We start from the raw sequence: 17687 nt of genomic DNA on the forward strand, positions 1-17687 counted from the left end.
CCGGGCCTTCCTCGGGGTGTCCTCGCCCCGGGTGGTCGTGGGTGGCGGGAGTTCCTGACTCGCGGGACCCCGGGGGCCCTGCTCACAGTGGCGGGACCGCGCCGGATTCGCACCGTGCTTCCTCCCTAGGGTCCTGGGACCCTGTGCCGTCTGCATAGTAGAGGCTGCGCGTATGCTCGCCGCCATGCCGCCCAGCCCATCAAAGCCCCGGAACGGGGGCGAATCCCACATACGGGACCGTGTCCGCGACCGTGCCGACGCGTGCCCCGGCGCCCTGCGGCTGCACCGGGCGGACGACGGCGGACTCGCCCGGCTGCGGCTGCCCACCGGCGTCCTGACGGCCCACCAGGTGGCCGTGCTGGCCGGGGCAGCGGAGCGGCTGGGCGACGGCCGGCTCGGTGTCACCTCGCGCGGCAACCTCGACCTGCGCGGCCTGCCCGACGACTGCGGGCTCGCCCTCGCGGAGCTGCTCGGCGAGGCCGGGCTGCTGCCCTCGGCGGCGCACGAACGCGTGCGGAACATGGTGGTGTCGCCCCTCTGCGGACTGGACGGACGGTCCCACGGGGACGCCCAGGCGTGGGCGCGGGAGCTGGACGCGCTGCTGTGCGCGCGGGCGTGGACGACCGCCCTGTCGGGACGCTTCCTGTTCGCCGTGGACGACGGGCGCGGGGACGTGGCCGGGCTGGGCGGTGATGTGACGTTGCTCGCAGAGCCGGGCGGGTGCGCTCTGGTACGGATCGGGGACCTGTCCTGGCGGGTGGCCGCGGGCGACGCGCCGTCGGCCGCGCTGGCGGCGGCCGAGGCGTTCCTGGCCGTTGCCCGGGAGGCCGGCACGGGTGCCTGGCGGGTGGCCGAACTGCCGGACGACCGGCCCCTGGAGGTGGCCGTGACGGAGCGTCTGGCGGGTGCGGGGGTGGCCGCCTCCGCCGCCTCGCCGGGTGCGGTGCCGGTGGCGGCGCCGCCGGAGCCGGGTGTGGTCGGTGACCGTGCCGTGTCGGTCGTGGCGCCCCTGGGCCGGATCACCGCCGAGCAGTTCCGGGCCCTGGCGCCGGGGCCCGGGGGCGAGGTGCGGGTGACGCCGTGGCGCGGGTTCGTCGTGGCGGGCCTGCCCGGCCGCGCGGCGGCGAAGGAGCGGCTCGCGGCGCTGGACCGGGCCGGGTTCCTCACCCGCCCCGGGTCGCCCTGGCTGACGGTGAGCGCCTGCACGGGGCGGCCCGGCTGCGGCAAGGCCCTGGCCGACGTACGGGCGGACGCCCGGCCGCTGGACGACGCGGCGGTCCGGGGGCTGCCCGTGCACTGGTCCGGCTGCGACCGCCGCTGCGGCCACCCGCAGGGCGACTGGGTGGACGTACTGGCCACCGGCGACGGCACGTACGGCATCACCGTACGGACGGCACGACGAGACAACGACGACGCACAGGCACAGAGATGAGCGGGAGCACAGTGTTCGACTACGAGAAGGACGGCGCGGAGATCTACCGCCAGTCCTTTGCCACGATCCGCGCCGAGGCGGATCTCGCGGGGCTGCCCGCCGACGTCAGCCAGGTCGCCGTGCGGATGATCCACGCCTGCGGCATGGTCGATCTCGTCCGCGACCTCGCCTACACGCCGGAGGTCGTCTCCCGCGCCCGCGCCGCGCTCCGCTCCGGCGCGCCGATCCTGTGCGACGCGCAGATGGTCGCGAGCGGCGTCACCCGCAAGCGGCTCCCCGCCGACAACGAGGTGGTCTGCACCCTCTCCGACCCGTCCGTGCCCGATCTCGCCGCCGAGCTGGGCACGACCCGCAGCGCGGCCGCCCTGGAGCTGTGGCGCGACCGCCTGGAGGGCTCGGTCGTGGCGATCGGCAACGCACCCACCGCCCTGTTCCGGCTGCTGGAGATGGTCCGGGACGGCGCCCCCCGCCCGGCGGCGGTGCTCGGCATACCGGTCGGCTTCATCGGTGCGGCCGAGTCCAAGGACGCGCTGGCCGCCTCGGACCTGGACCACATCGTCGTACGGGGCAGGCGCGGGGGCAGCGCCATGGCGGCCGCGGCGGTCAACGCGATCGCGAGCGAGGCGGAATGAGCACGCACGTTTCACGTGAAACAGTCACCGGCGCGGACACGGAGACCGGCACGGGCACGGAGACCGGCACGGGCACGGAGACCGGCGCGGACACGGAGACCGGCACGGGCACGGAGACCGGCACGGGCACGGAGACCGGCACGGGCGCGGGCGCGGGCAAGCTGTACGGCGTCGGCCTCGGCCCCGGCGACCCGTCGCTGATGACCCTGCGCGCGGTGGAGGCCATCGCGGAGGCGGACGTCGTCGCGTACCACTGTGCCCGGCACGGCCGGTCCATCGCCCGGTCCATCGCGGCGAAGCACATCCGCGAGGACCACGTCGAGGAGCGGCTGATGTACCCGCTCACCGTGGAGACGACGGACCACCCCGGCGGCTACCGGGGCGCGCTGAACGACTTCTACGAGGAGGCGTCGGCACGGCTCGCCGCCCACCTCGACGCGGGCCGGACGGTGGCGGTGCTCGCCGAGGGCGACCCGCTGTTCTACGGCTCGTACCAGCACATGCACAAGCGCCTCGCACACCGCTACGAGACGGAGGTCGTCCCCGGCGTCACCTCCGTCAGCGCCGCCGCGGCGACCATCGGCAAGCCGCTGGTGGAGGCCGAGGAGGTCTTGACGATCATCCCCGGCACGCTGCCGGAGGACGAGCTGACGGCCCGCCTCGCGGCGACCGACTCGGCGGTGGTGATGAAGCTGGGCCGGACGTTCCCGGCGGTGCGCCGCGCCCTGGAGCGCACGGACCGGCTGGCGGACGCCCACTACGTGGAACGCGCCACGATGGAGGGCCGGCGCACGGCGGCGTTCGCGGACGTGGACCCGGACACGGTGCCGTACTTCTCGGTGGCGGTGCTGCCGTCCCGCGTCGACACGGGCCCGGCCGTGCCCGAGCGGGGCGAGGTGGTGGTCGTCGGCACCGGCCCGGCGGGCCCGCAGTGGCTGACGCCGGAGACCCGCGGCGCGCTCTCGTCGGCGACCGACCTGGTCGGTTACACGACGTACCTGGACCGGGTGCCGGTGCGGCCGGGCCAGCGGCGGCACGGCTCCGACAACAAGGTGGAGTCGGAGCGGGCCGAGTTCGCCCTGGACCTGGCGCGGCGCGGGCGGCGCGTGGCGGTGGTGTCGGGCGGCGACCCGGGGGTCTTCGCCATGGCGACGGCGGTCCTGGAGGCCGCGTCGCAGGAGGAGTACGCGGACGTGCCGGTGCGCGTACTGCCGGGCGTGACCGCGGCGAACGCGGCCGCGGCGAAGGCGGGCGCACCGCTGGGCCACGACTACGCCACGATCTCCCTGTCGGACCGGCTCAAGCCGTGGGAGGTCATCGCGGAGCGCCTGCGCGCGGCAGCCGCCGCCGACCTGGTGCTGGCGCTCTACAACCCGGGGTCGCGGAGCCGCACCTGGCAGGTCGGCAAGGCCCGCGAGCTGCTGCTCGGACTGCGTGCCCCCGACACCCCGGTCGTCGTGGCGCGGGACGTGGGCGGCCCGGAGGAGTCCGTCCGGGTGGTGCCGCTCACCGACCTGGACCCGGCCGAGGTCGACATGCGGACGCTGCTGCTGATCGGCTCCTCCCAGACGCGGGCGGTACGGCGCGGCGACGGGCACACGGTGGCGTGGACACCGCGGCGTTACCCCGAAACGCCCTCGGACGGCGCCGAGTAGGCGCCGCCCGCCGGCCACGGTCCCGCCCCGGCCGCCGCGCGGACGTCTCCCGCGCGGCGGTCGCGCCGGGCCGCGTGACCGGGCGTACCGGACCGCGTAACGGTCGCGTCGGGCCGCGTTGCGGTCGCGCCGGTGTTCAGCGGGCCCGGGCGGCCACCCAGGCGGCGGCCTCCCCGACCGTCGCCGCCACCGGGACGCCGTCCGGGACGGGCGGCCGACGGACGATCACCACCGGCACACCGGCCTCGCGGGCGGCGGCCAGCTTCGGGGCCGTGGCCGCGCCGCCGCTGTCCTTGGTGACCAGCACGTCGATCCCGTACGTCCGCAGGACCTCCCGCTCGCCGGCCGGCGTGAAGGGGCCCCGGTCGAGCAGGACCTCCATCCGCTCCGGGTACGGCGGTTCCGGCGGGTCCACCGAGCGGACGAGGAACCACACGCCGGGCACGTCCGCGAACGCCGCCAGGCCCATGCGCCCCGTCGTCAGGAACACCCTGCGCCCCAGCCGCCCCACGGTGCGCGCCGCCTCCTCCAGGGACGCCACCGGATGCCAGTCGTCGCCCTCCACGGGGGTCCACCCGGGGCGCCGCAGAGCGAGCAGGGGAACATGGGACGTGACGGCGGCCCGCGCCGCGTTGAAACTGATCGTCCCGGCGAAAGGGTGAGTGGCGTCGATGACCGCGTCCACCTGGTGCTCCCGCACCCAGCGGGCCAGGCCGTCGGCACCGCCGAAGCCGCCGACCCGCACCTCGCCCGGCAGCGGCTTCGGGCTGGCGACCCGGCCCGCGAGCGAGCTGGTCACCCGGACGCCGTCCGCGTCCAGCGTCTCCGCCAGGCGGCGGCCCTCGGTCGTGCCGCCGAGGATCAACACATGCATGGGGCACCGTCCATGAGTACGAGCGGGGGGCGCACCGCCCAACTCAAGCACACCGGCCTCCGGCCCGGCTGGACGACCGGCGCCTGCGCGACGGCGGCCACCACGGCCGCGTACACCGCGCTGCTGACCGGGGACTTCCCTGACCCGGTGGCGATCACGCTGCCGAGGGGCCAGACCCCGGCCTTCGCGCTCGCCGCGGAGGAGCACGGCGGCTCGTACGCGATGGCCGGCGTCGTGAAGGACGCGGGCGACGACCCGGACGTGACGCACGGGGCGCTCGTCCGCTCGACGGTGCGGCTCCTGCCGCCCGGCTCCGGCGTCGTATTCCGTGCCGGCGCCGGTGTTGGCACCGTCACTCGGCCGGGCCTCCCCCTCGACGTGGGGGAACCGGCCATCAACCCGGTGCCGCGACAGATGATCCGCGACCACGTGGCGCGGGTCGCCGCCGCGCACGGCGGCACCGGTGACGTGGAGGTCACCGTCTCCGTGGACGACGGCGAGGAGATCGCCCGTTCCACGTGGAACCCGCGCCTCGGCATCCTCGGCGGCCTGTCCATCCTCGGCACGACCGGGATCGTCGTGCCGTACTCGTGCTCCGCCTGGATCGACTCCATCCGCCGCGGCGTGGACGTGGCGCGCGCCGCGGGCCGCACCCATGTCGCGGGCTGCACGGGGTCGACCTCCGAGAAGACCGTCGTGTCCCTGTACGACCTGCCGGAGGACGCCCTCCTCGACATGGGCGACTTCGCGGGCGCCGTGCTGAAGTACATCCGCCGCCACCCGGTGGACCGGCTGACCATCTGCGGCGGCTTCGCGAAGCTGTCCAAGCTGGCGGCGGGCCACCTGGACCTGCACTCGGCGCGCTCCCAGGTCGACAAGTCCCTCCTCGCGGACCTGGCCCGCGCGGCGGGCGCCGACGACTCCCTCGCCGCCGAGGTCGCCGTCGCCAACACGGGCCTGGCAGCACTCCAGCTCTGCGCCGCCCGCGGTGTCCCCCTGGGTGACCGCGTGGCGGAGACCGCCCGCGACCAGGCCCTGGCCGTCCTCCGCGGCGCCCCGGTCGTCGTCGACGTCGTCTGCGTGGACCGGGCGGGCACGGTGGTGGGCCGCAGTACCCCCCGCTAGGGCAGCCGGCCGCTGCGCCGACCCGCCCCGCCGGGGCCGGGGAAGCGCGCGGCGCCCCCGTCCGGTTCTCGCGAGCCGGTCGCTACGGCCGTCCCCCCTCTCCCGCGCGCTCCCCCATCCGTTCCCGCACGCGGGCGCGCAAGGGGTGGCGGGCCAGGGCTTCGAGGGTCTCCTCGACCAGCCGGCTCAGCGGGTACGGGAGTTCTTCCTCCAGGGCACCGGCCGCCTCGGCCGTCGCCGTCCACTCGGCCTCCAGGACGGGCAGCAGCGCCTCGGCGCGCGCGGTGAGCCGCGCCAGTCGGCGGCGCTGGTCGGACGGGTCCGGAGCGAGGTCGACCAGGCCGTCCTGGACGAGGTGGGCGACGGTCTGGCTGGCCGCCGAGTGGGTCACCCCGACCGCCTTGGCGATCTCCCCCACGGAGGCCGGACCCGACACCGCCAGGGCACGGACGGCCGAGGTGTACCGGGGCCGGAACCCGGTGAGTCCGAGGTCGGCGTACACGGCGGCGACCTCGCCGTCGAGAACGTCCAGCAGATGCCGCAGTCGGGTGCCCAGCAGCTCCGGGCCGTGGTCGGGGAAAGACACGTCCGTTAATGTAACAGCGCTGTTGTAATCGATGCGAGGGGGCACCATGTATCCGTTGAGCGAGCCGTACGAGCACGGGACGCTCGACGTCGGGGACGGCAACGTCCTGTATTGGGAGGTCCACGGCAACCCCGCCGGCAAGCCCGCCCTCGTCGTCCACGGCGGTCCCGGCACCGGCAGCCACCGGGGTGGCACGCGCTACTTCGACCCCGCCCGCTACCGCCTCATCGTCTTCGACCAGCGCGGTTGCGGCCGCAGCACCCCGCACGCGAGCGACCCCGCCACCGACCTGTCCGTCAACACCACGCACCACCTCCTCTCCGACATGGAACGGCTCCGCGTCCACCTGGGCGTCGACCGCTGGCTGCTGTACGGCGGGTCGTGGGGCTCCACCCTCCTGCTCGCGTACGCCGAAGCGCACCCGGACCGCGTCACGGAGATCGTCGTCTCGGCCGTCACGACGACCCGCCGCTCCGAGATCGCCTGGCTGTACGAGGGCGCGGGGCGGTTCTTCCCGGAGGCGTGGGAACGGTTCCGGGAGGGCTCCGGCACCGACGCGGACACCGCCGCCGAGTTGGTCGCCGCGTACGCCCGCCTGACCGGCGACCCCGACCCGGCCGTACGGGAGAAGGCGACGGCCGACTGGTGCGCCTGGGAGGACGCGGTGGCGTCCCTGGAGGGCGTCGCCGACCCGTACGCGGACCGGCCGGACGCCGACCGCCTCGCGATGGTCCGCATCTGCTCGCACTACTTCGCCCACGGTGCCTGGCTGGAGGAGGGCGCCCTCCTCCGCGACGCGCACCGGCTCGCCGGCATCCCCGGCGTCCTGGTCCACGGCCGCCTGGACCTGGGCAGCCCACCCTCCACCGCGTGGGAGCTGGCCCGGGCCTGGCCGGACGCCGAGCTGACGGTCGTGGCGGACTCCGGCCACTTCGGCACGGAGACGACACGCGCCCACGTTCGCGAAGCCCTGGACCGCTTCGCTGCGGGACACCCGTCGGCGTGACCCCACGGGCGCAAGCCGCCGTGCGGCGGGGCGGCCCCCGCACGATCATCGATCCATGGGCATCCGCGACTCCGAGACCCGCCCCGCCCGGCGCCCCGAAGCGGGCACCCCGCCCACCCGCGGCCCATGGACCGCGGACCCCACGGGTCCCGCGGCGCCGGCGACAGCACGCGCACACGAGCAGGAGGTGAAGCACGCGGCCGAGGCCGCGAAGGAGAACACGTCGAACCAGTCGTCCACTCATGCGTCGAGAGTGACCGCCCGAGGGGAGATCGCGCGGCGAACCGTCCACAGCTTCCTCGAACAGTACGAAAAAATGACACGTATTGTGGGACATCTGTTCACAGGAGCACGGCTGATCGCTAGCTTCCCCTCAACCTCGTCCGTACGGGAAGGACCTCTGTGAACGCATCCCCTCGCAGAGCCGTGGCCGCCCTGGCCGCAGCCGCGCTCGCGACCCCGCTCCTGCTGGCTTCCGCCTCTCCCGCCTCCGCCGGCCGCGCCACCCCGGCCAAGGACGCCTCGAAGCTCGCCCGTCAGCTGGTCGACTCGGCCTCCGCCGACAGCGCCTACCGGCACCTGCGGAAGTTCCAGCAGATAGCCGACTCCGCCGGCGGAAACCGCGCGGCGGGCACGCCCGGCTACGACGCCTCGGCGGCGTACGTGTACCAGCAGCTCAAGAAGGCCGGGTACGACGTCTCGTACCAGGAGTTCCCGTTCATACACACGGAGACGCAGGCGGAGAAGCTGGCCGTCGTCTCGCCCGCGCCCCGCGACATCACCGTCTCCGCGATGACGTACACGAAGTCGACCCCGGTCGGCGGCACGAAGGCCGCGCTGGCCGCCGCCCCCGTCGACGCGGACGGCTCACACGGCTGCGAACCGTCGGACTTCGCCGCGGGCGCGTTCACCGGGAGGATCGCGCTCATCCAGCGCGGCGGCTGCACGTTCGCGGCGAAGCAGGCCAACGCCGCCGCGGCCGGCGCCGTCGGCGCCCTCGTCCACAACAACGTGGAGGGCGCCCTCGGCGGCACGCTGGGCTCCGCCGAGGCCGCGAAGATCCCCACGGGCGGCATCTCGAAGGCGGACGGCGAGGCGCTCGCCGCCGCCGTGGCCGCCGGCCCGGTCGAGGTGAACCTGGAGCTCCGCCAGCTCCAGGAGGAGCGGACCACGCGGAACGTCATCGCCGAGACCCGGCGGGGCAACGCCGCGAACACGGTGATGCTCGGCTCCCACCTCGACTCGGTCACCGCCGGCCCCGGCATCAACGACAACGGCTCCGGTTCGGCCGGCCTGCTCGACGTGGCCCTCGCGTTCGCCAAGCACAAGGACAGGACCACCAACAAGGTGCGGTTCGCCTGGTGGGGCGCGGAGGAGAACGGCCTGCTCGGCTCCGAGCACTACGTCGGCGCCCTCGACGAGCTCGGCCGCAAGGAGATCAAGCTCTACCTCAACTTCGACATGATCGCCTCGCCCAACTACGGCCTGTTCGTCTACGACGGCGACGACTCGGACGGCGCCGGTGCCCCCGCCGGGCCGGCGGGCTCCGCCCAACTGGAGCGGGACATCAACGCGTTCCTCGACAAGCGGGGCCTCCCGCACGAGGGCACGGACTTCACCGGTCGCTCCGACTACGGCCCGTTCATCGAGGTGGGCATCCCGGCCGGCGGTACGTTCACGGGCGCCGAAGGCGTCAAGACGCCTGCGCAGGCGCGGAAGTTCGGCGGGACCGCGGGGATCGCGTACGACCCCTGCTACCACGCGGCGTGCGACGACCTGGACAACATCGACATGACGGCCTTCGACGTCAACATCGACGTCATAGCCAACGCCGTGGGCACCTACGCCCACGACCTGAGCTCGCTGCGCGAGCCGGTCGAGTCCGTCCCGACGGACGGCGACGCGGGCAGCGGCGGTGGCCTGCACGACGGCCACGACCACGAGGTCACCGAGTGACACGCGGGTGACCGCCGCGCCGCCACCCGGCCCGTGCCGGGCGGCGGCGCGGTGCCCTCCCCGCCGACGGGCGGTCCGACCTCCCCCGGAGGAGGTCGGACCGTCACCTTTCGGGCCCGAGTGATCGAAACACCCCGTTTGTCGTGATCATCGTGTCCCTCTCGGGAGGGCATCCGACGCCGCGTGGCTGCGCCGGGTGCCGCTTGCCCGGTAGGCTTTCCGTGTGATCTTCAAGCGCATCGGTAACGGGCGGCCGTATCCCGACCACGGCCGGGAAAGCACCCGGCAGTGGGCGGATGTCGCGCCGCGTCCGGTCCGCCTCGATCAGCTCGTTACCACCAAGGGCCAACTGGACCTCGAAACGCTCCTCGCCGAGGACTCGACGTTCTACGGCGACCTCTTCGCGCACGTCGTGAAGTGGCAGGGCGACCTGTATCTCGAGGACGGCCTGCACCGCGCCGTGCGCGCGGCCCTACAGCAGCGGCAGGTGCTGCACGCGCGGGTGCTGGAGCTCGACTGATCCCTTTCGGGAATGACCCTTTCCGGGATGATTCCCACCCGTCCGGCCCTCAGCCGCTGATCGTTTAGTAGGCATAGTCATCGGGCCGCACTACGCTGCGCCCATGAGCATGCTCACTCCCCCCGGTATGGGCGGAAAGTACCGCATCACGGGCACGGTGTATCCCCGTATGCGCCGACCCCGCCGCCGCGGTCGGATCGCGGTGGCCGGCATCGCCGCAGCCACCGCGCTCGGCCTGGCCGGCTGGGGGACGCTCCAGCTCATCGACGTGTTCGGCGGCGGGAACGGGTCCGCGCCGCGGTCCACGGCCGCCGGGGTGTGCAAGCCGGCGGCCACGTCGTCCGCGGCGCGGACCACGGCCTTCCCGAAACCGGCCGACATCACCGTGAACGTCTACAACGCGACGCCGCGGAGCGGGCTGGCCAAGACCACCGCGGACGAGCTGAAGAAGCGCGGCTTCACGGTAGGCAAGATCGGCAACGCGCCGGTCGCCTACGACAAGAAGGTGCCCGGCCCCGGCGTCCTGCTCGGCGCCCCGGGCGCCGTGAAGGGTGCCTTCCCGGTCCTGGCCACGCACCTGAAGGGCGCCACGACCAAGACGGACACGCGGGCGACGGCGGACGTGGACCTGATCATCGGTACCGCGTTCACGTCCCTGGCGGCCCCGCAGGACGCGACGGCCTCGATGACCGCCCTCCTGCATCCGAAGCCCACCCCCACGAACTGCGCCCCGAAGCCCGAGTAGCCGGGGCCGTACCGGGGCCGGGCCCGTAGCGGGGCCGGCATCAGGGCCCGAAAAGGGCTCCCCGAAAGACGCGTCCCGAGACCGGGCACCCCCCCCCCACCGCGGGCCCGGAAACCGCTCCACCGCTGGCCCGCTGGCCCGCTGGCCCGAGGCCGGACACCACCCCGCCGCGAGCCCGGAACCGCTCCACCGCTGACCCGAGGCCGGGCACCGCCCGCCGCGGGCCGGGGACTATTCCGCCGCGCCGTACATCCGGTCGCCGGCGTCGCCCAGGCCGGGGACGATGTAGCCGTGCTCGTTGAGGCGCTCGTCGATCGAGGCCGTGACGACCGTCACCGGCGCGCCCGCCAGATCGCGCTCCATCACCTCGACGCCCTCCGGGGCCGCCAGCAGGACGACCGCCGTCACGTCGTCGGCGCCGCGCCTGATCAGCTCGCGGATCGCCGCGACGAGCGTGCCGCCCGTGGCCAGCATGGGGTCGAGGACGTACACCTGGCGCCCGGACAGGTCCTCGGGCATCCGCGTCGCGTACGTCGACGCCTCCAGCGTCTCCTCGTTGCGGATCATGCCGAGGAACCCGACCTCGGCGGTCGGCAGCAGCCGCACCATGCCGTCGAGCATGCCCAGTCCGGCGCGCAGGATCGGCACCACCAGGGGCCGCGGGTGCGACAGCTTCACCCCGGCCGTCGCGGTGACCGGCGTCTCGATCCCGACCTGCTCGGTGCGCACGTCACGGGTCGCCTCGTACGCGAGCAGGGTCACCAGCTCGTCGGCGAGCCGCCGGAAGGTGGGGGAGTCGGTGCGCCTGTCGCGCAGCGTGGTGAGTTTGTGCGCCACCAGCGGGTGGTCGACGACGTGGATCCGCATGGCCACAACAGTAGCCCGCACTGGCATCAACCCACGCCGTGGAGGGAAGGTGGAGTCGGACGAACGCATCCCTGGGGTGGTGGTGTGGCCATGCCTGACCAGGAAGAATCCGACGGCCGCCGGGCGGCGGTCGACGCGGAGCGCAGGCGCCGCAGAGCGCAGTTCCTGCGTGAGCTGAACGAGGCGCGGGCGCTGCGCGAGCGCGTCCAGCCGCGCCGCGCCAGGGCGGCGCGGATGCGGCAGGCGATGCGCATGCGGACGTTCCGCTGGTAACCCGCCGCGCGCCCCCGGGCCCCGGCGGGACGCCCGCCGCCGCCCCGGCCGCCGCCGGTGGCTCGCCGTACGGAGGCCCGACCGCCGCCGGCGACGCGCCGTACGCCGACCGGACGCCGACCGGACGTCGACCGGACGCCTGCCGGTCACGCGCCGGTCGCGCGCCGTGCGCGCACCTCGCGAGCCCGCGGCCGACGCCCCGCCGTGCCCCTTCGTGATCACCGCGCCGACTGTGCCGGAGATACGGGGGGCGGCGTGACGCCGACCGGGTCGCGGGCTCAGACTGGTGCACGACGCAAGAGCGGAACGCCTCTCCTTGAGGCCCCGCATCTGCCACGATGCCGAGTGGGCGGGGCATTCAGGAGCGTGCCGCCCGATCGTCACACCTCTGATCAGTGGGAGAGTCACGGTGTACTTCGCCGCACTGCTCACGCTCACCGAAGACGGGTGGGTAGCGAGCGACACAGAGCTCGACGATGTGGAGACCCTGGCGGATCTGACCGACCTGGCCCGCGAAGCCTCGCCGGACGCCGACACGGTGCTCGTCTTCATCGAGCAGGAGGACGCGTGGTTCGGCATCGTCCGCGTGGAGGGCGAGGACGACCCTCGCATCTTCGTGTCGGACGGGGCCGCCGCCGCCCGCTCCTCGTACGGGGAGATCCTGACCAAGGAACTGCTGGGCGACGACCGGGCCGACGAAACAGCGGACCTGGACGCGCTGGACCTGGACGGCACCGAGGACGGGGAGCCGGACGACACGGAGGAGGAGACGGAGGCGGCGGCCGAGACCGTGCCCGCCGCGCCGGTCGGTGACCGGCTGATCCTGGACGACCTGGGCATGTCGGAGGAGGAGCTGCTGGCTCTCGACACCGACGCGCTCACCGAGATCGCGGACGCGCTGGGGGCCTCCGAGGTGCTGGAGGCCGTCCGCTAGTGCACGTCCCTCCGACGGGCGAGCCTTCATCGCCCGATCCCATATCCGCCTCCACCGGCGTCGGCGCCCCCGCGCCCGACCCCGTGCGCGCCCCCTGGCGGGCGCCCATGGAGCGGGCGTTGGCGGAAGCCGAGCGTGCCGCGCTGGCCGGCGACGTGCCGGTCGGCGCGGTGGTGCTCGGACCGGACGGCGCCCTCCTCGCGACCGGTCACAACGAGCGCGAGGCCACCGGTGATCCGACCGCGCACGCCGAGGTGCTGGCGCTCCGTCGCGCGGCAGAGCGGCTCGGCGCGTGGCGGCTGGCCGGCTGCACGCTCGTCGTGACGCTGGAGCCGTGCGTGATGTGCGCGGGCGCCCTCGTCCAGTCCCGCGTGGACCGGCTGGTGTTCGGCGCGCTCGACGAGAAGGCCGGCGCGGTCGGTTCGCTCTGGGACCTCGTACGGGACCGGCGTCTCAACCACCGCCCCGAGGTCGTCCACGGCGTACTGGCCGAGGAGTGCGCCGAACTGCTCACCCGCTTCTTCCGCGACCGCTGAAGGGGCGGCTCCGGACGGCCCCCGTCCGCGCCCGCCTCCCCCCGATACGGATTTCTGCGTCGGGGCACCTTTGGGATAAGCTCTCTCTCGGTAGCGTGTCCGAGCGGCCGAAGGAGCTCGCCTCGAAAGCGAGTGTGGCGCAAGTCACCGAGGGTTCAAATCCCTCCGCTACCGCCAGCAACACCCCCCTGATATGCGGAGACGCAGGTCAGGGGGGTGTTTTGCATGAGCGGTTCGAGCGAGTCGAGCAGGCCGGCCGAGTTCGGCTACCGCCCCGGGGCGACGCCGGAATCCGGCCCCTCGCCCGCGGTCGCCGGCGGGACGGAACGCGGAGGGGCGGGCCGCGAAGCCGGGGCGGCCCTCATGGTGCCGCCGTCGAGATCACCCCGGGGCGGACAGGTCGGGTCGTACGCCACGTGCCCCACGACCCGCCGTCCACCGCCCGCCGCCCGCCGCCTCGCGACCGCGGCCACCACCCGGGAGGGGACCACCCGCCCCACGCCCGCGGCCACCACCCGGGAGGGAACCGCCCGCCCCACGCCCGCGTCCCCCGGAGCGGCAAGGAGCCGGGATCTTCCCGGCCTTGACCCCCCGTCGCTCGGTTAGACTCACCCGACCGCCGAGGGGATCACAGGGGAGAGACGGGGAGTCAGCGACGATGGCGCAGGCGAAGAAGATCACGCTGTACGCCCTCACCGTCTTCGTGCTCTACACGATCATCCAGTCCCCCGAGCGGGCCGCCGACCTCGTCCAGATAGGCTTCGAAGGCATTTCCAGCGCCGCTCAAGCGGTCGGCGAGTTCATGACCGCCCTCATCAACTAGGAGTCCCGAGTGATCCGCCACCTGGTCCTCTTCAAGCTCAACGAGGGTGTATCGCGTGACGAGCCGCGCGTCGAGGCGGGCGTACGGGCCTTCCGGGAACTGGGCGACGTCATCCCGGAGCTGAAGTTCTGGGAGTGCGCCTGGAACATCAGCGACCGCCCGATCGCGTACGACTTCGCCATCAACTCCGCCGTCGAGGACCTGGACGCCCTCAAGCGGTACGTGGAACACCCGGCCCACCAGGCGGCCGCCGGGCAGTGGCGCGAGTTCGCCACATGGGTGGTCGCGGACTACGAGTTCTGAGGCCCCCTCGGCAGACTTCCGGCAGGAGCCCCGCACCCCTGTGGTGCGGGGCTCCCCTGTTACGGCCGTCTGCGGACCTCCAACACGGCGTTATGGGGTGCTTGCACACGGTGGACATGTCTTGTGATGCTATGACCGCTTTTGACGGAGGACTTGCCCGAAGTTGACCGCTAGCCGTGAAGGGGTGGCGTGAACGTGCCGGCCAGTACCACGCCTCACCAGGTGCCACCCCAGAACGAGCAGCAGAACGACCCCGCCAGGTCCGTCGAGCCCACCGTCGAGCCCGCCCCCGAGACCGCGTCCGCGCCCTCCGCCGAGTCCGGGTCCAGCTTCGAGTCCGCGTCCGCGCCCTCCGCCGAGCCCGGGTCCGCCCCCGGGCCCGCGTCCGAGCAGGACGCCCGCGTCCGCAGGACCGCCGACACCCGCGCGCTCACCCAGGTCCTCTTCGACGAGTTGAAGAAGCTGGAGCGCGGCACCCCCGAGCACGCGCGCGTCCGCGCCGCCCTCATCGAGGCGAACCTGCCGCTCGTGCGGTACGCCGCCGCCCGCTTCCGCTCCCGCAACGAGCCGATGGAGGACGTCGTCCAGGTCGGCACGATCGGGTTGATCAACGCCATCGACCGGTTCGACCCCGACCGCGGCGTGCAGTTCCCGACCTTCGCGATGCCCACGGTCGTCGGGGAGATCAAGCGGTACTTCCGCGACAACGTCCGCACGGTCCACGTCCCGCGCCGGCTGCACGAGCTGTGGGTGCAGGTCAACGGCGCCACCGAGGACCTGACCACCCTGCACGGCCGGTCGCCCACGACCGCGGAGATCGCCGAACGGCTGAAGATCTCCGAGGAGGAGGTCCTGTCCTGCATCGAGGCCGGCCGCTCGTACCACGCCACGTCGCTCGAAGCGGCCCAGGAGGGCGACGGACTGCCCGGCCTGCTCGACCGGCTCGGCTACGAGGACCCGGCGCTCGCCGGCGTCGAACACCGCGACCTCGTACGGCACCTGCTCGTCCAGCTGCCCGAGCGCGAGCAGCGGATCCTGATGCTCCGCTACTACCGGAACCTGACGCAGTCCCAGATCAGCCAGGAGCTCGGGGTCTCCCAGATGCACGTGTCACGGCTCCTCGCACGCAGCTTCGCCCGGCTGAGATCCGCAAACAGAATCGAAGCGTAGCTGGAACGGGTAAACCGTTTAGTCCTCAATCAGCCGTTCCAAAAGCCGCAGATCATTTGTTTCCCGCACATATTCACCGTTGCCATGTCGACAAGTCACTACAGCGTGTTGCCGACATGTGACATTCTGCTGGAACCGCGTTTGCCGCAGTCTCGGCGCCGGTATTCACGTGGAGGCTGCGTTCCTCCGATGGTCGCGGCTCCCGCGACCGTCCGCGACCTCAAGGGGGTGGCATGTCCGCAGAACAGGGCAGCTCGAAGGTGCTCACGCTGACGCAGAGTGAGCCGGCCACGCTTCCCGACCCCTCGGAAGCCATCGACACGCGCACGCTCTCCCGCTCCCTGTTCCTCCGCCTCCGCGCGCTGGACACGGCGGGAGCGGCGGCGGACAGTCCGGAGCGGACGTACGTACGCGACACGCTCATCGAGCTCAACCTGCCGCTCGTGCGGTACGCCGCCGCCCGCTTCCGCTCCCGCAACGAGCCGATGGAGGACATCGTCCAGGTCGGCACGATCGGCCTGATCAAGGCGATCGACCGGTTCGACTGCGAACGGGGCGTGGAGTTCCCGACGTTCGCCATGCCGACGGTCGTCGGGGAGATCAAGCGTTTCTTCCGCGACACCTCGTGGTCGGTGCGGGTGCCGCGCCGCCTCCAGGAGCTGCGGCTGGCGCTCACCAAGGCCGGCGACGAGCTGGCGCAGAAGCTCGACCGCTCCCCGACCGTTCCCGAACTGGCCGCGGTCCTGGGCGTGTCGGAGGAGGACGTCGTCGACGGCCTCGCCGTCGGGAACGCGTACACCGCGTCGTCGCTCGACTCGCCGTCGCCGGAGGAGGACGGCGGGGAGGGCTCCCTCGCGGACCGCCTCGGGTACGAGGACAGCGCGCTCGAAGGCGTCGAGTACCGGGAGTCGCTCAAGCCGCTGCTGGCCAAACTGCCCGCGCGGGAGCGGCAGATCATCATGCTGAGGTTCTTCGCCAACATGACGCAGTCGCAGATCGGCGACGAGGTCGGCATCTCGCAGATGCACGTCTCGCGCCTGCTGACGCGCACGCTGGCACAACTGCGCGCGGGCCTCATCTCCGACTGAGGTCCGCCGGTCCGTCGGTCAGGTCCCCTCGGGCCGGACCGACGGCGGACGTGCGGGGGTACGGGAGCGGAGCCCCCGTACCCCCTGCCGTCGTACACGTACGCGCGCGGACGTACGCAGGCGTACGCGTACGCGTATGCCTATGCGCACGCCGGCGTGCGGGACCGCACCGGCGCCGGCGCTCCGGGGTCAGCCCAGCGCGAGCCAGGCGACCACCGCGACGACCACGACCGCCGCGACGATGCCGACGATCAGGCCGACGCGGGGGCCGGCCGACTGGGTCACGGCCTGCTGCTGCCGCTGCGGAGCGCCCTCGTCGACGAAGGCGCGGAACATCTGGGTCGAGCCCGCGGGGTCGTAGGAGCTGCCCTCGGGGCCCTGGGGGGCGTGCGGGTTGTGTGCCATGGAGCAGGACCCTAGCGAATCGCGCCCTCCCGCCCCACTTCGGGAGCCTTCTCGGGCCCTCCGGGAGCCCCCGGGGGCCTCTGGGGGAGGTCTTGACCTTTCTTTGCCAGCTCTTTGGCCGCATACATCCGATTTCGTTTGCCTGTAGCAACCATCCAGACATATGGTTGCCCTAAGCAACAAGATGCGGAGGTGCCCAGGGTGGCAGCACGCAGTCAGTACGAAGAGCTGGCCCGCCAGATCAGCGCGGTCGGAGTCGTCAAGCGCGGCATCGCACGGCTGCTCCCCGCCGAGTGCCCGGGCGGTGCGGCCGCCGTGCTGGCCCTCCTGGACCGGTACGGGGACATGCGGCTGAGCCGGCTCGCCGAGCTCCTCGCCATCGACATGTCGGTGACCAGCCGGCACGTCGCCCACGTCGTGGAGCACGGCTGGGTCGAGCGGTCACCCGATCCGGGCGACCGGCGCTCCCGCATCCTGCGCCTCACCCCCGCGGGCCGGGACGTCCTGGGCGACCTCGGGCGGCGCACCGCGGACCTGTTCGCGGACCGCCTGCGGGACTGGGACGACGACGAGGTCGGGCAGCTCGTCACCCTGCTGGCCCGCCTCCGGTCGTCCTTCGGGGACGGCCGGACGCACCAGACGAGGACGCCCCTCACGACACAGACGAAGACGAAGCAGACGACGCACGCGTAAGGAAGTACATGGCCACGACCACACCGTCCGGAGTGCGGGTCGGCGACGCCGGCGAGGCCGCCGG

At 73.3% G+C, this 17687-nt stretch carries 20 protein-coding genes, 1 tRNA gene and 1 riboswitch; of the genes, 17 read left to right on the top strand and 4 right to left on the bottom strand.

Translation table 11 applies throughout. The annotated features are described in order from the left end of the window. Nucleotides 1-30 precede the first annotated feature (30 nt). Nucleotides 31-162: riboswitch (cobalamin riboswitch) on the bottom strand. Nucleotides 163-172: 10 nt separating this feature from the next. Genes AC07D6_RS15135 through AC07D6_RS15145 form a run of 3 tightly spaced genes read left to right on the top strand, consistent with a single transcriptional unit; the run spans nt 173 to nt 3719 of the window. Then, the gene (locus tag AC07D6_RS15135; protein ID WP_479044583.1) at nt 173-1432 is read left to right on the top strand and encodes a cobalamin biosynthesis protein CobG; all 1260 of its coding nucleotides are present in this window, start codon (nt 173-175) and stop codon (nt 1430-1432) included. Then, nucleotides 1429-2064, top strand: a complete 636-nt coding sequence (locus AC07D6_RS15140; RefSeq protein ID WP_315877709.1) for a precorrin-8X methylmutase — start codon at nt 1429-1431, stop codon at nt 2062-2064. Before AC07D6_RS15135 ends, AC07D6_RS15140 begins: the two co-directional genes overlap by 4 nt. Further along, nucleotides 2061-3719, top strand: a complete 1659-nt coding sequence (locus AC07D6_RS15145) for a precorrin-2 C(20)-methyltransferase (protein WP_479044585.1) — start codon at nt 2061-2063, stop codon at nt 3717-3719. Before AC07D6_RS15140 ends, AC07D6_RS15145 begins: the two co-directional genes overlap by 4 nt. 136 nt (nt 3720-3855) lie before the next feature. On the opposite strand, the gene AC07D6_RS15150 is transcribed toward AC07D6_RS15145, so the two are convergent. After that, entirely contained in the window at nt 3856-4593 is a 738-nt protein-coding gene (locus tag AC07D6_RS15150) for a cobalt-precorrin-6A reductase (RefSeq protein ID WP_315877711.1), read from the bottom strand. A gap of 12 nt (nt 4594-4605) precedes the next feature. Here AC07D6_RS15150 and AC07D6_RS15155 point away from each other — a divergent pair, with 12 nt between their 5' ends. Further along, nucleotides 4606-5718 (top strand): cobalt-precorrin-5B (C(1))-methyltransferase, encoded by a 1113-nt coding sequence (locus AC07D6_RS15155; RefSeq protein ID WP_479044588.1) that lies wholly within the window; start codon nt 4606-4608, stop codon nt 5716-5718. Between the two features lie 82 nt (nt 5719-5800). Here AC07D6_RS15155 and AC07D6_RS15160 read toward each other — a convergent pair whose 3' ends face one another. Further along, nucleotides 5801-6304, bottom strand: coding sequence for a MarR family transcriptional regulator (locus tag AC07D6_RS15160; RefSeq protein ID WP_479044590.1), 504 nt, complete (start codon nt 6302-6304; stop codon nt 5801-5803). Nucleotides 6305-6350: 46 nt separating this feature from the next. Here AC07D6_RS15160 and pip point away from each other — a divergent pair, with 46 nt between their 5' ends. From pip to AC07D6_RS15180, 4 genes are all read left to right on the top strand, one after another. Continuing rightward, a complete protein-coding gene (gene pip / locus AC07D6_RS15165) occupies nt 6351-7310 on the top strand; it encodes a prolyl aminopeptidase (RefSeq protein WP_479044593.1) in 960 nt (319 codons plus the stop codon). Nucleotides 7311-7712: 402 nt separating this feature from the next. Further along, nucleotides 7713-9266: a M28 family metallopeptidase gene (locus AC07D6_RS15170; RefSeq protein ID WP_479044595.1), complete on the top strand. Its 1554-nt coding sequence runs from the start codon at nt 7713-7715 to the stop codon at nt 9264-9266. A gap of 223 nt (nt 9267-9489) precedes the next feature. Beyond that, the gene (locus AC07D6_RS15175; protein ID WP_003999914.1) at nt 9490-9786 is read left to right on the top strand and encodes a type II toxin-antitoxin system VapB family antitoxin; all 297 of its coding nucleotides are present in this window, start codon (nt 9490-9492) and stop codon (nt 9784-9786) included. 103 nt (nt 9787-9889) lie between these two features. Beyond that, nucleotides 9890-10531 (top strand): LytR C-terminal domain-containing protein, encoded by a 642-nt coding sequence (locus AC07D6_RS15180; protein WP_479044597.1) that lies wholly within the window; start codon nt 9890-9892, stop codon nt 10529-10531. Between the two features lie 231 nt (nt 10532-10762). Here AC07D6_RS15180 and upp read toward each other — a convergent pair whose 3' ends face one another. After that, the gene (gene upp / locus AC07D6_RS15185; protein ID WP_479044599.1) at nt 10763-11398 is read right to left on the bottom strand and encodes a uracil phosphoribosyltransferase; all 636 of its coding nucleotides are present in this window, start codon (nt 11396-11398) and stop codon (nt 10763-10765) included. 90 nt (nt 11399-11488) lie between these two features. Between upp and AC07D6_RS15190 the strand changes: the two genes are divergently transcribed. The 8 genes from AC07D6_RS15190 to AC07D6_RS15225 all read left to right on the top strand — a co-directional run bounded on the left by AC07D6_RS15190 (nt 11489) and on the right by AC07D6_RS15225 (nt 16525). Then, nucleotides 11489-11671, top strand: coding sequence for a hypothetical protein (locus AC07D6_RS15190; RefSeq protein WP_315877718.1), 183 nt, complete (start codon nt 11489-11491; stop codon nt 11669-11671). A 409-nt stretch (nt 11672-12080) separates the two neighbouring features. Beyond that, entirely contained in the window at nt 12081-12605 is a 525-nt protein-coding gene (locus AC07D6_RS15195; RefSeq protein WP_315877719.1) for a tRNA adenosine deaminase-associated protein, read from the top strand. Between the two features lie 107 nt (nt 12606-12712). Continuing rightward, on the top strand, nt 12713-13141 hold the full coding sequence (tadA, locus tag AC07D6_RS15200; protein ID WP_479044602.1) for a tRNA adenosine(34) deaminase TadA: 429 nt from the start codon (nt 12713-12715) through the stop codon (nt 13139-13141). Between the two features lie 89 nt (nt 13142-13230). After that, nucleotides 13231-13318, top strand: a tRNA-Ser gene (locus AC07D6_RS15205). 481 nt (nt 13319-13799) lie between these two features. Further along, the gene (locus tag AC07D6_RS15210; protein WP_189534700.1) at nt 13800-13964 is read left to right on the top strand and encodes a hypothetical protein; all 165 of its coding nucleotides are present in this window, start codon (nt 13800-13802) and stop codon (nt 13962-13964) included. A gap of 9 nt (nt 13965-13973) precedes the next feature. Next, complete coding sequence (locus AC07D6_RS15215; RefSeq protein ID WP_479044604.1) at nt 13974-14267, top strand: Dabb family protein; 294 nt, start codon at nt 13974-13976, stop codon at nt 14265-14267. Between the two features lie 222 nt (nt 14268-14489). Next, a complete protein-coding gene (locus AC07D6_RS15220; RefSeq protein ID WP_479044606.1) occupies nt 14490-15437 on the top strand; it encodes an RNA polymerase sigma factor SigF in 948 nt (315 codons plus the stop codon). Nucleotides 15438-15670: 233 nt separating this feature from the next. After that, nucleotides 15671-16525, top strand: coding sequence for an RNA polymerase sigma factor SigF (locus AC07D6_RS15225; RefSeq protein WP_315876895.1), 855 nt, complete (start codon nt 15671-15673; stop codon nt 16523-16525). Nucleotides 16526-16714: 189 nt separating this feature from the next. Here AC07D6_RS15225 and AC07D6_RS15230 read toward each other — a convergent pair whose 3' ends face one another. Further along, nucleotides 16715-16930 carry a hypothetical protein gene (locus AC07D6_RS15230; protein WP_315876896.1) on the bottom strand — a complete coding sequence of 72 codons (216 nt, stop codon included), beginning with the start codon at nt 16928-16930 and terminating at the stop codon, nt 16715-16717. A gap of 201 nt (nt 16931-17131) precedes the next feature. On the opposite strand from AC07D6_RS15230, the gene AC07D6_RS15235 reads away from it, so the two are divergent. Continuing rightward, on the top strand, nt 17132-17623 hold the full coding sequence (locus AC07D6_RS15235; RefSeq protein ID WP_315876897.1) for a MarR family winged helix-turn-helix transcriptional regulator: 492 nt from the start codon (nt 17132-17134) through the stop codon (nt 17621-17623). Nucleotides 17624-17687 lie beyond the last annotated feature (64 nt).

Source organism: Streptomyces sp. NPDC045287 (assembly GCF_056432325.1).

Excerpts from the sequence above, each read along its gene's own strand:
- AC07D6_RS15190 (WP_315877718.1), top strand. The coding sequence starts at position 11,489 with ATGCCTGACCAGGAAGAATCCGACGGCCGCCGGGCGGCGGTCGACGCG.
- pip (WP_479044593.1), top strand. The coding sequence starts at position 6,351 with ATGTATCCGTTGAGCGAGCCGTACGAGCACGGGACGCTCGACGTCGGG.
- AC07D6_RS15225 (WP_315876895.1), top strand. The coding sequence starts at position 15,671 with ATGTCCGCAGAACAGGGCAGCTCGAAGGTGCTCACGCTGACGCAGAGT.
- upp (WP_479044599.1), bottom strand. The coding sequence starts at position 11,398 with ATGCGGATCCACGTCGTCGACCACCCGCTGGTGGCGCACAAACTCACC.
- AC07D6_RS15145 (WP_479044585.1), top strand. The coding sequence starts at position 2,061 with ATGAGCACGCACGTTTCACGTGAAACAGTCACCGGCGCGGACACGGAG.
- AC07D6_RS15230 (WP_315876896.1), bottom strand. The coding sequence starts at position 16,930 with ATGGCACACAACCCGCACGCCCCCCAGGGCCCCGAGGGCAGCTCCTAC.
- AC07D6_RS15135 (WP_479044583.1), top strand. The coding sequence starts at position 173 with ATGCTCGCCGCCATGCCGCCCAGCCCATCAAAGCCCCGGAACGGGGGC.
- tadA (WP_479044602.1), top strand. The coding sequence starts at position 12,713 with ATGGAGCGGGCGTTGGCGGAAGCCGAGCGTGCCGCGCTGGCCGGCGAC.
- AC07D6_RS15140 (WP_315877709.1), top strand. The coding sequence starts at position 1,429 with ATGAGCGGGAGCACAGTGTTCGACTACGAGAAGGACGGCGCGGAGATC.
- AC07D6_RS15180 (WP_479044597.1), top strand. The coding sequence starts at position 9,890 with ATGAGCATGCTCACTCCCCCCGGTATGGGCGGAAAGTACCGCATCACG.
- AC07D6_RS15150 (WP_315877711.1), bottom strand. The coding sequence starts at position 4,593 with ATGCATGTGTTGATCCTCGGCGGCACGACCGAGGGCCGCCGCCTGGCG.
- AC07D6_RS15210 (WP_189534700.1), top strand. The coding sequence starts at position 13,800 with ATGGCGCAGGCGAAGAAGATCACGCTGTACGCCCTCACCGTCTTCGTG.
- AC07D6_RS15155 (WP_479044588.1), top strand. The coding sequence starts at position 4,606 with ATGAGTACGAGCGGGGGGCGCACCGCCCAACTCAAGCACACCGGCCTC.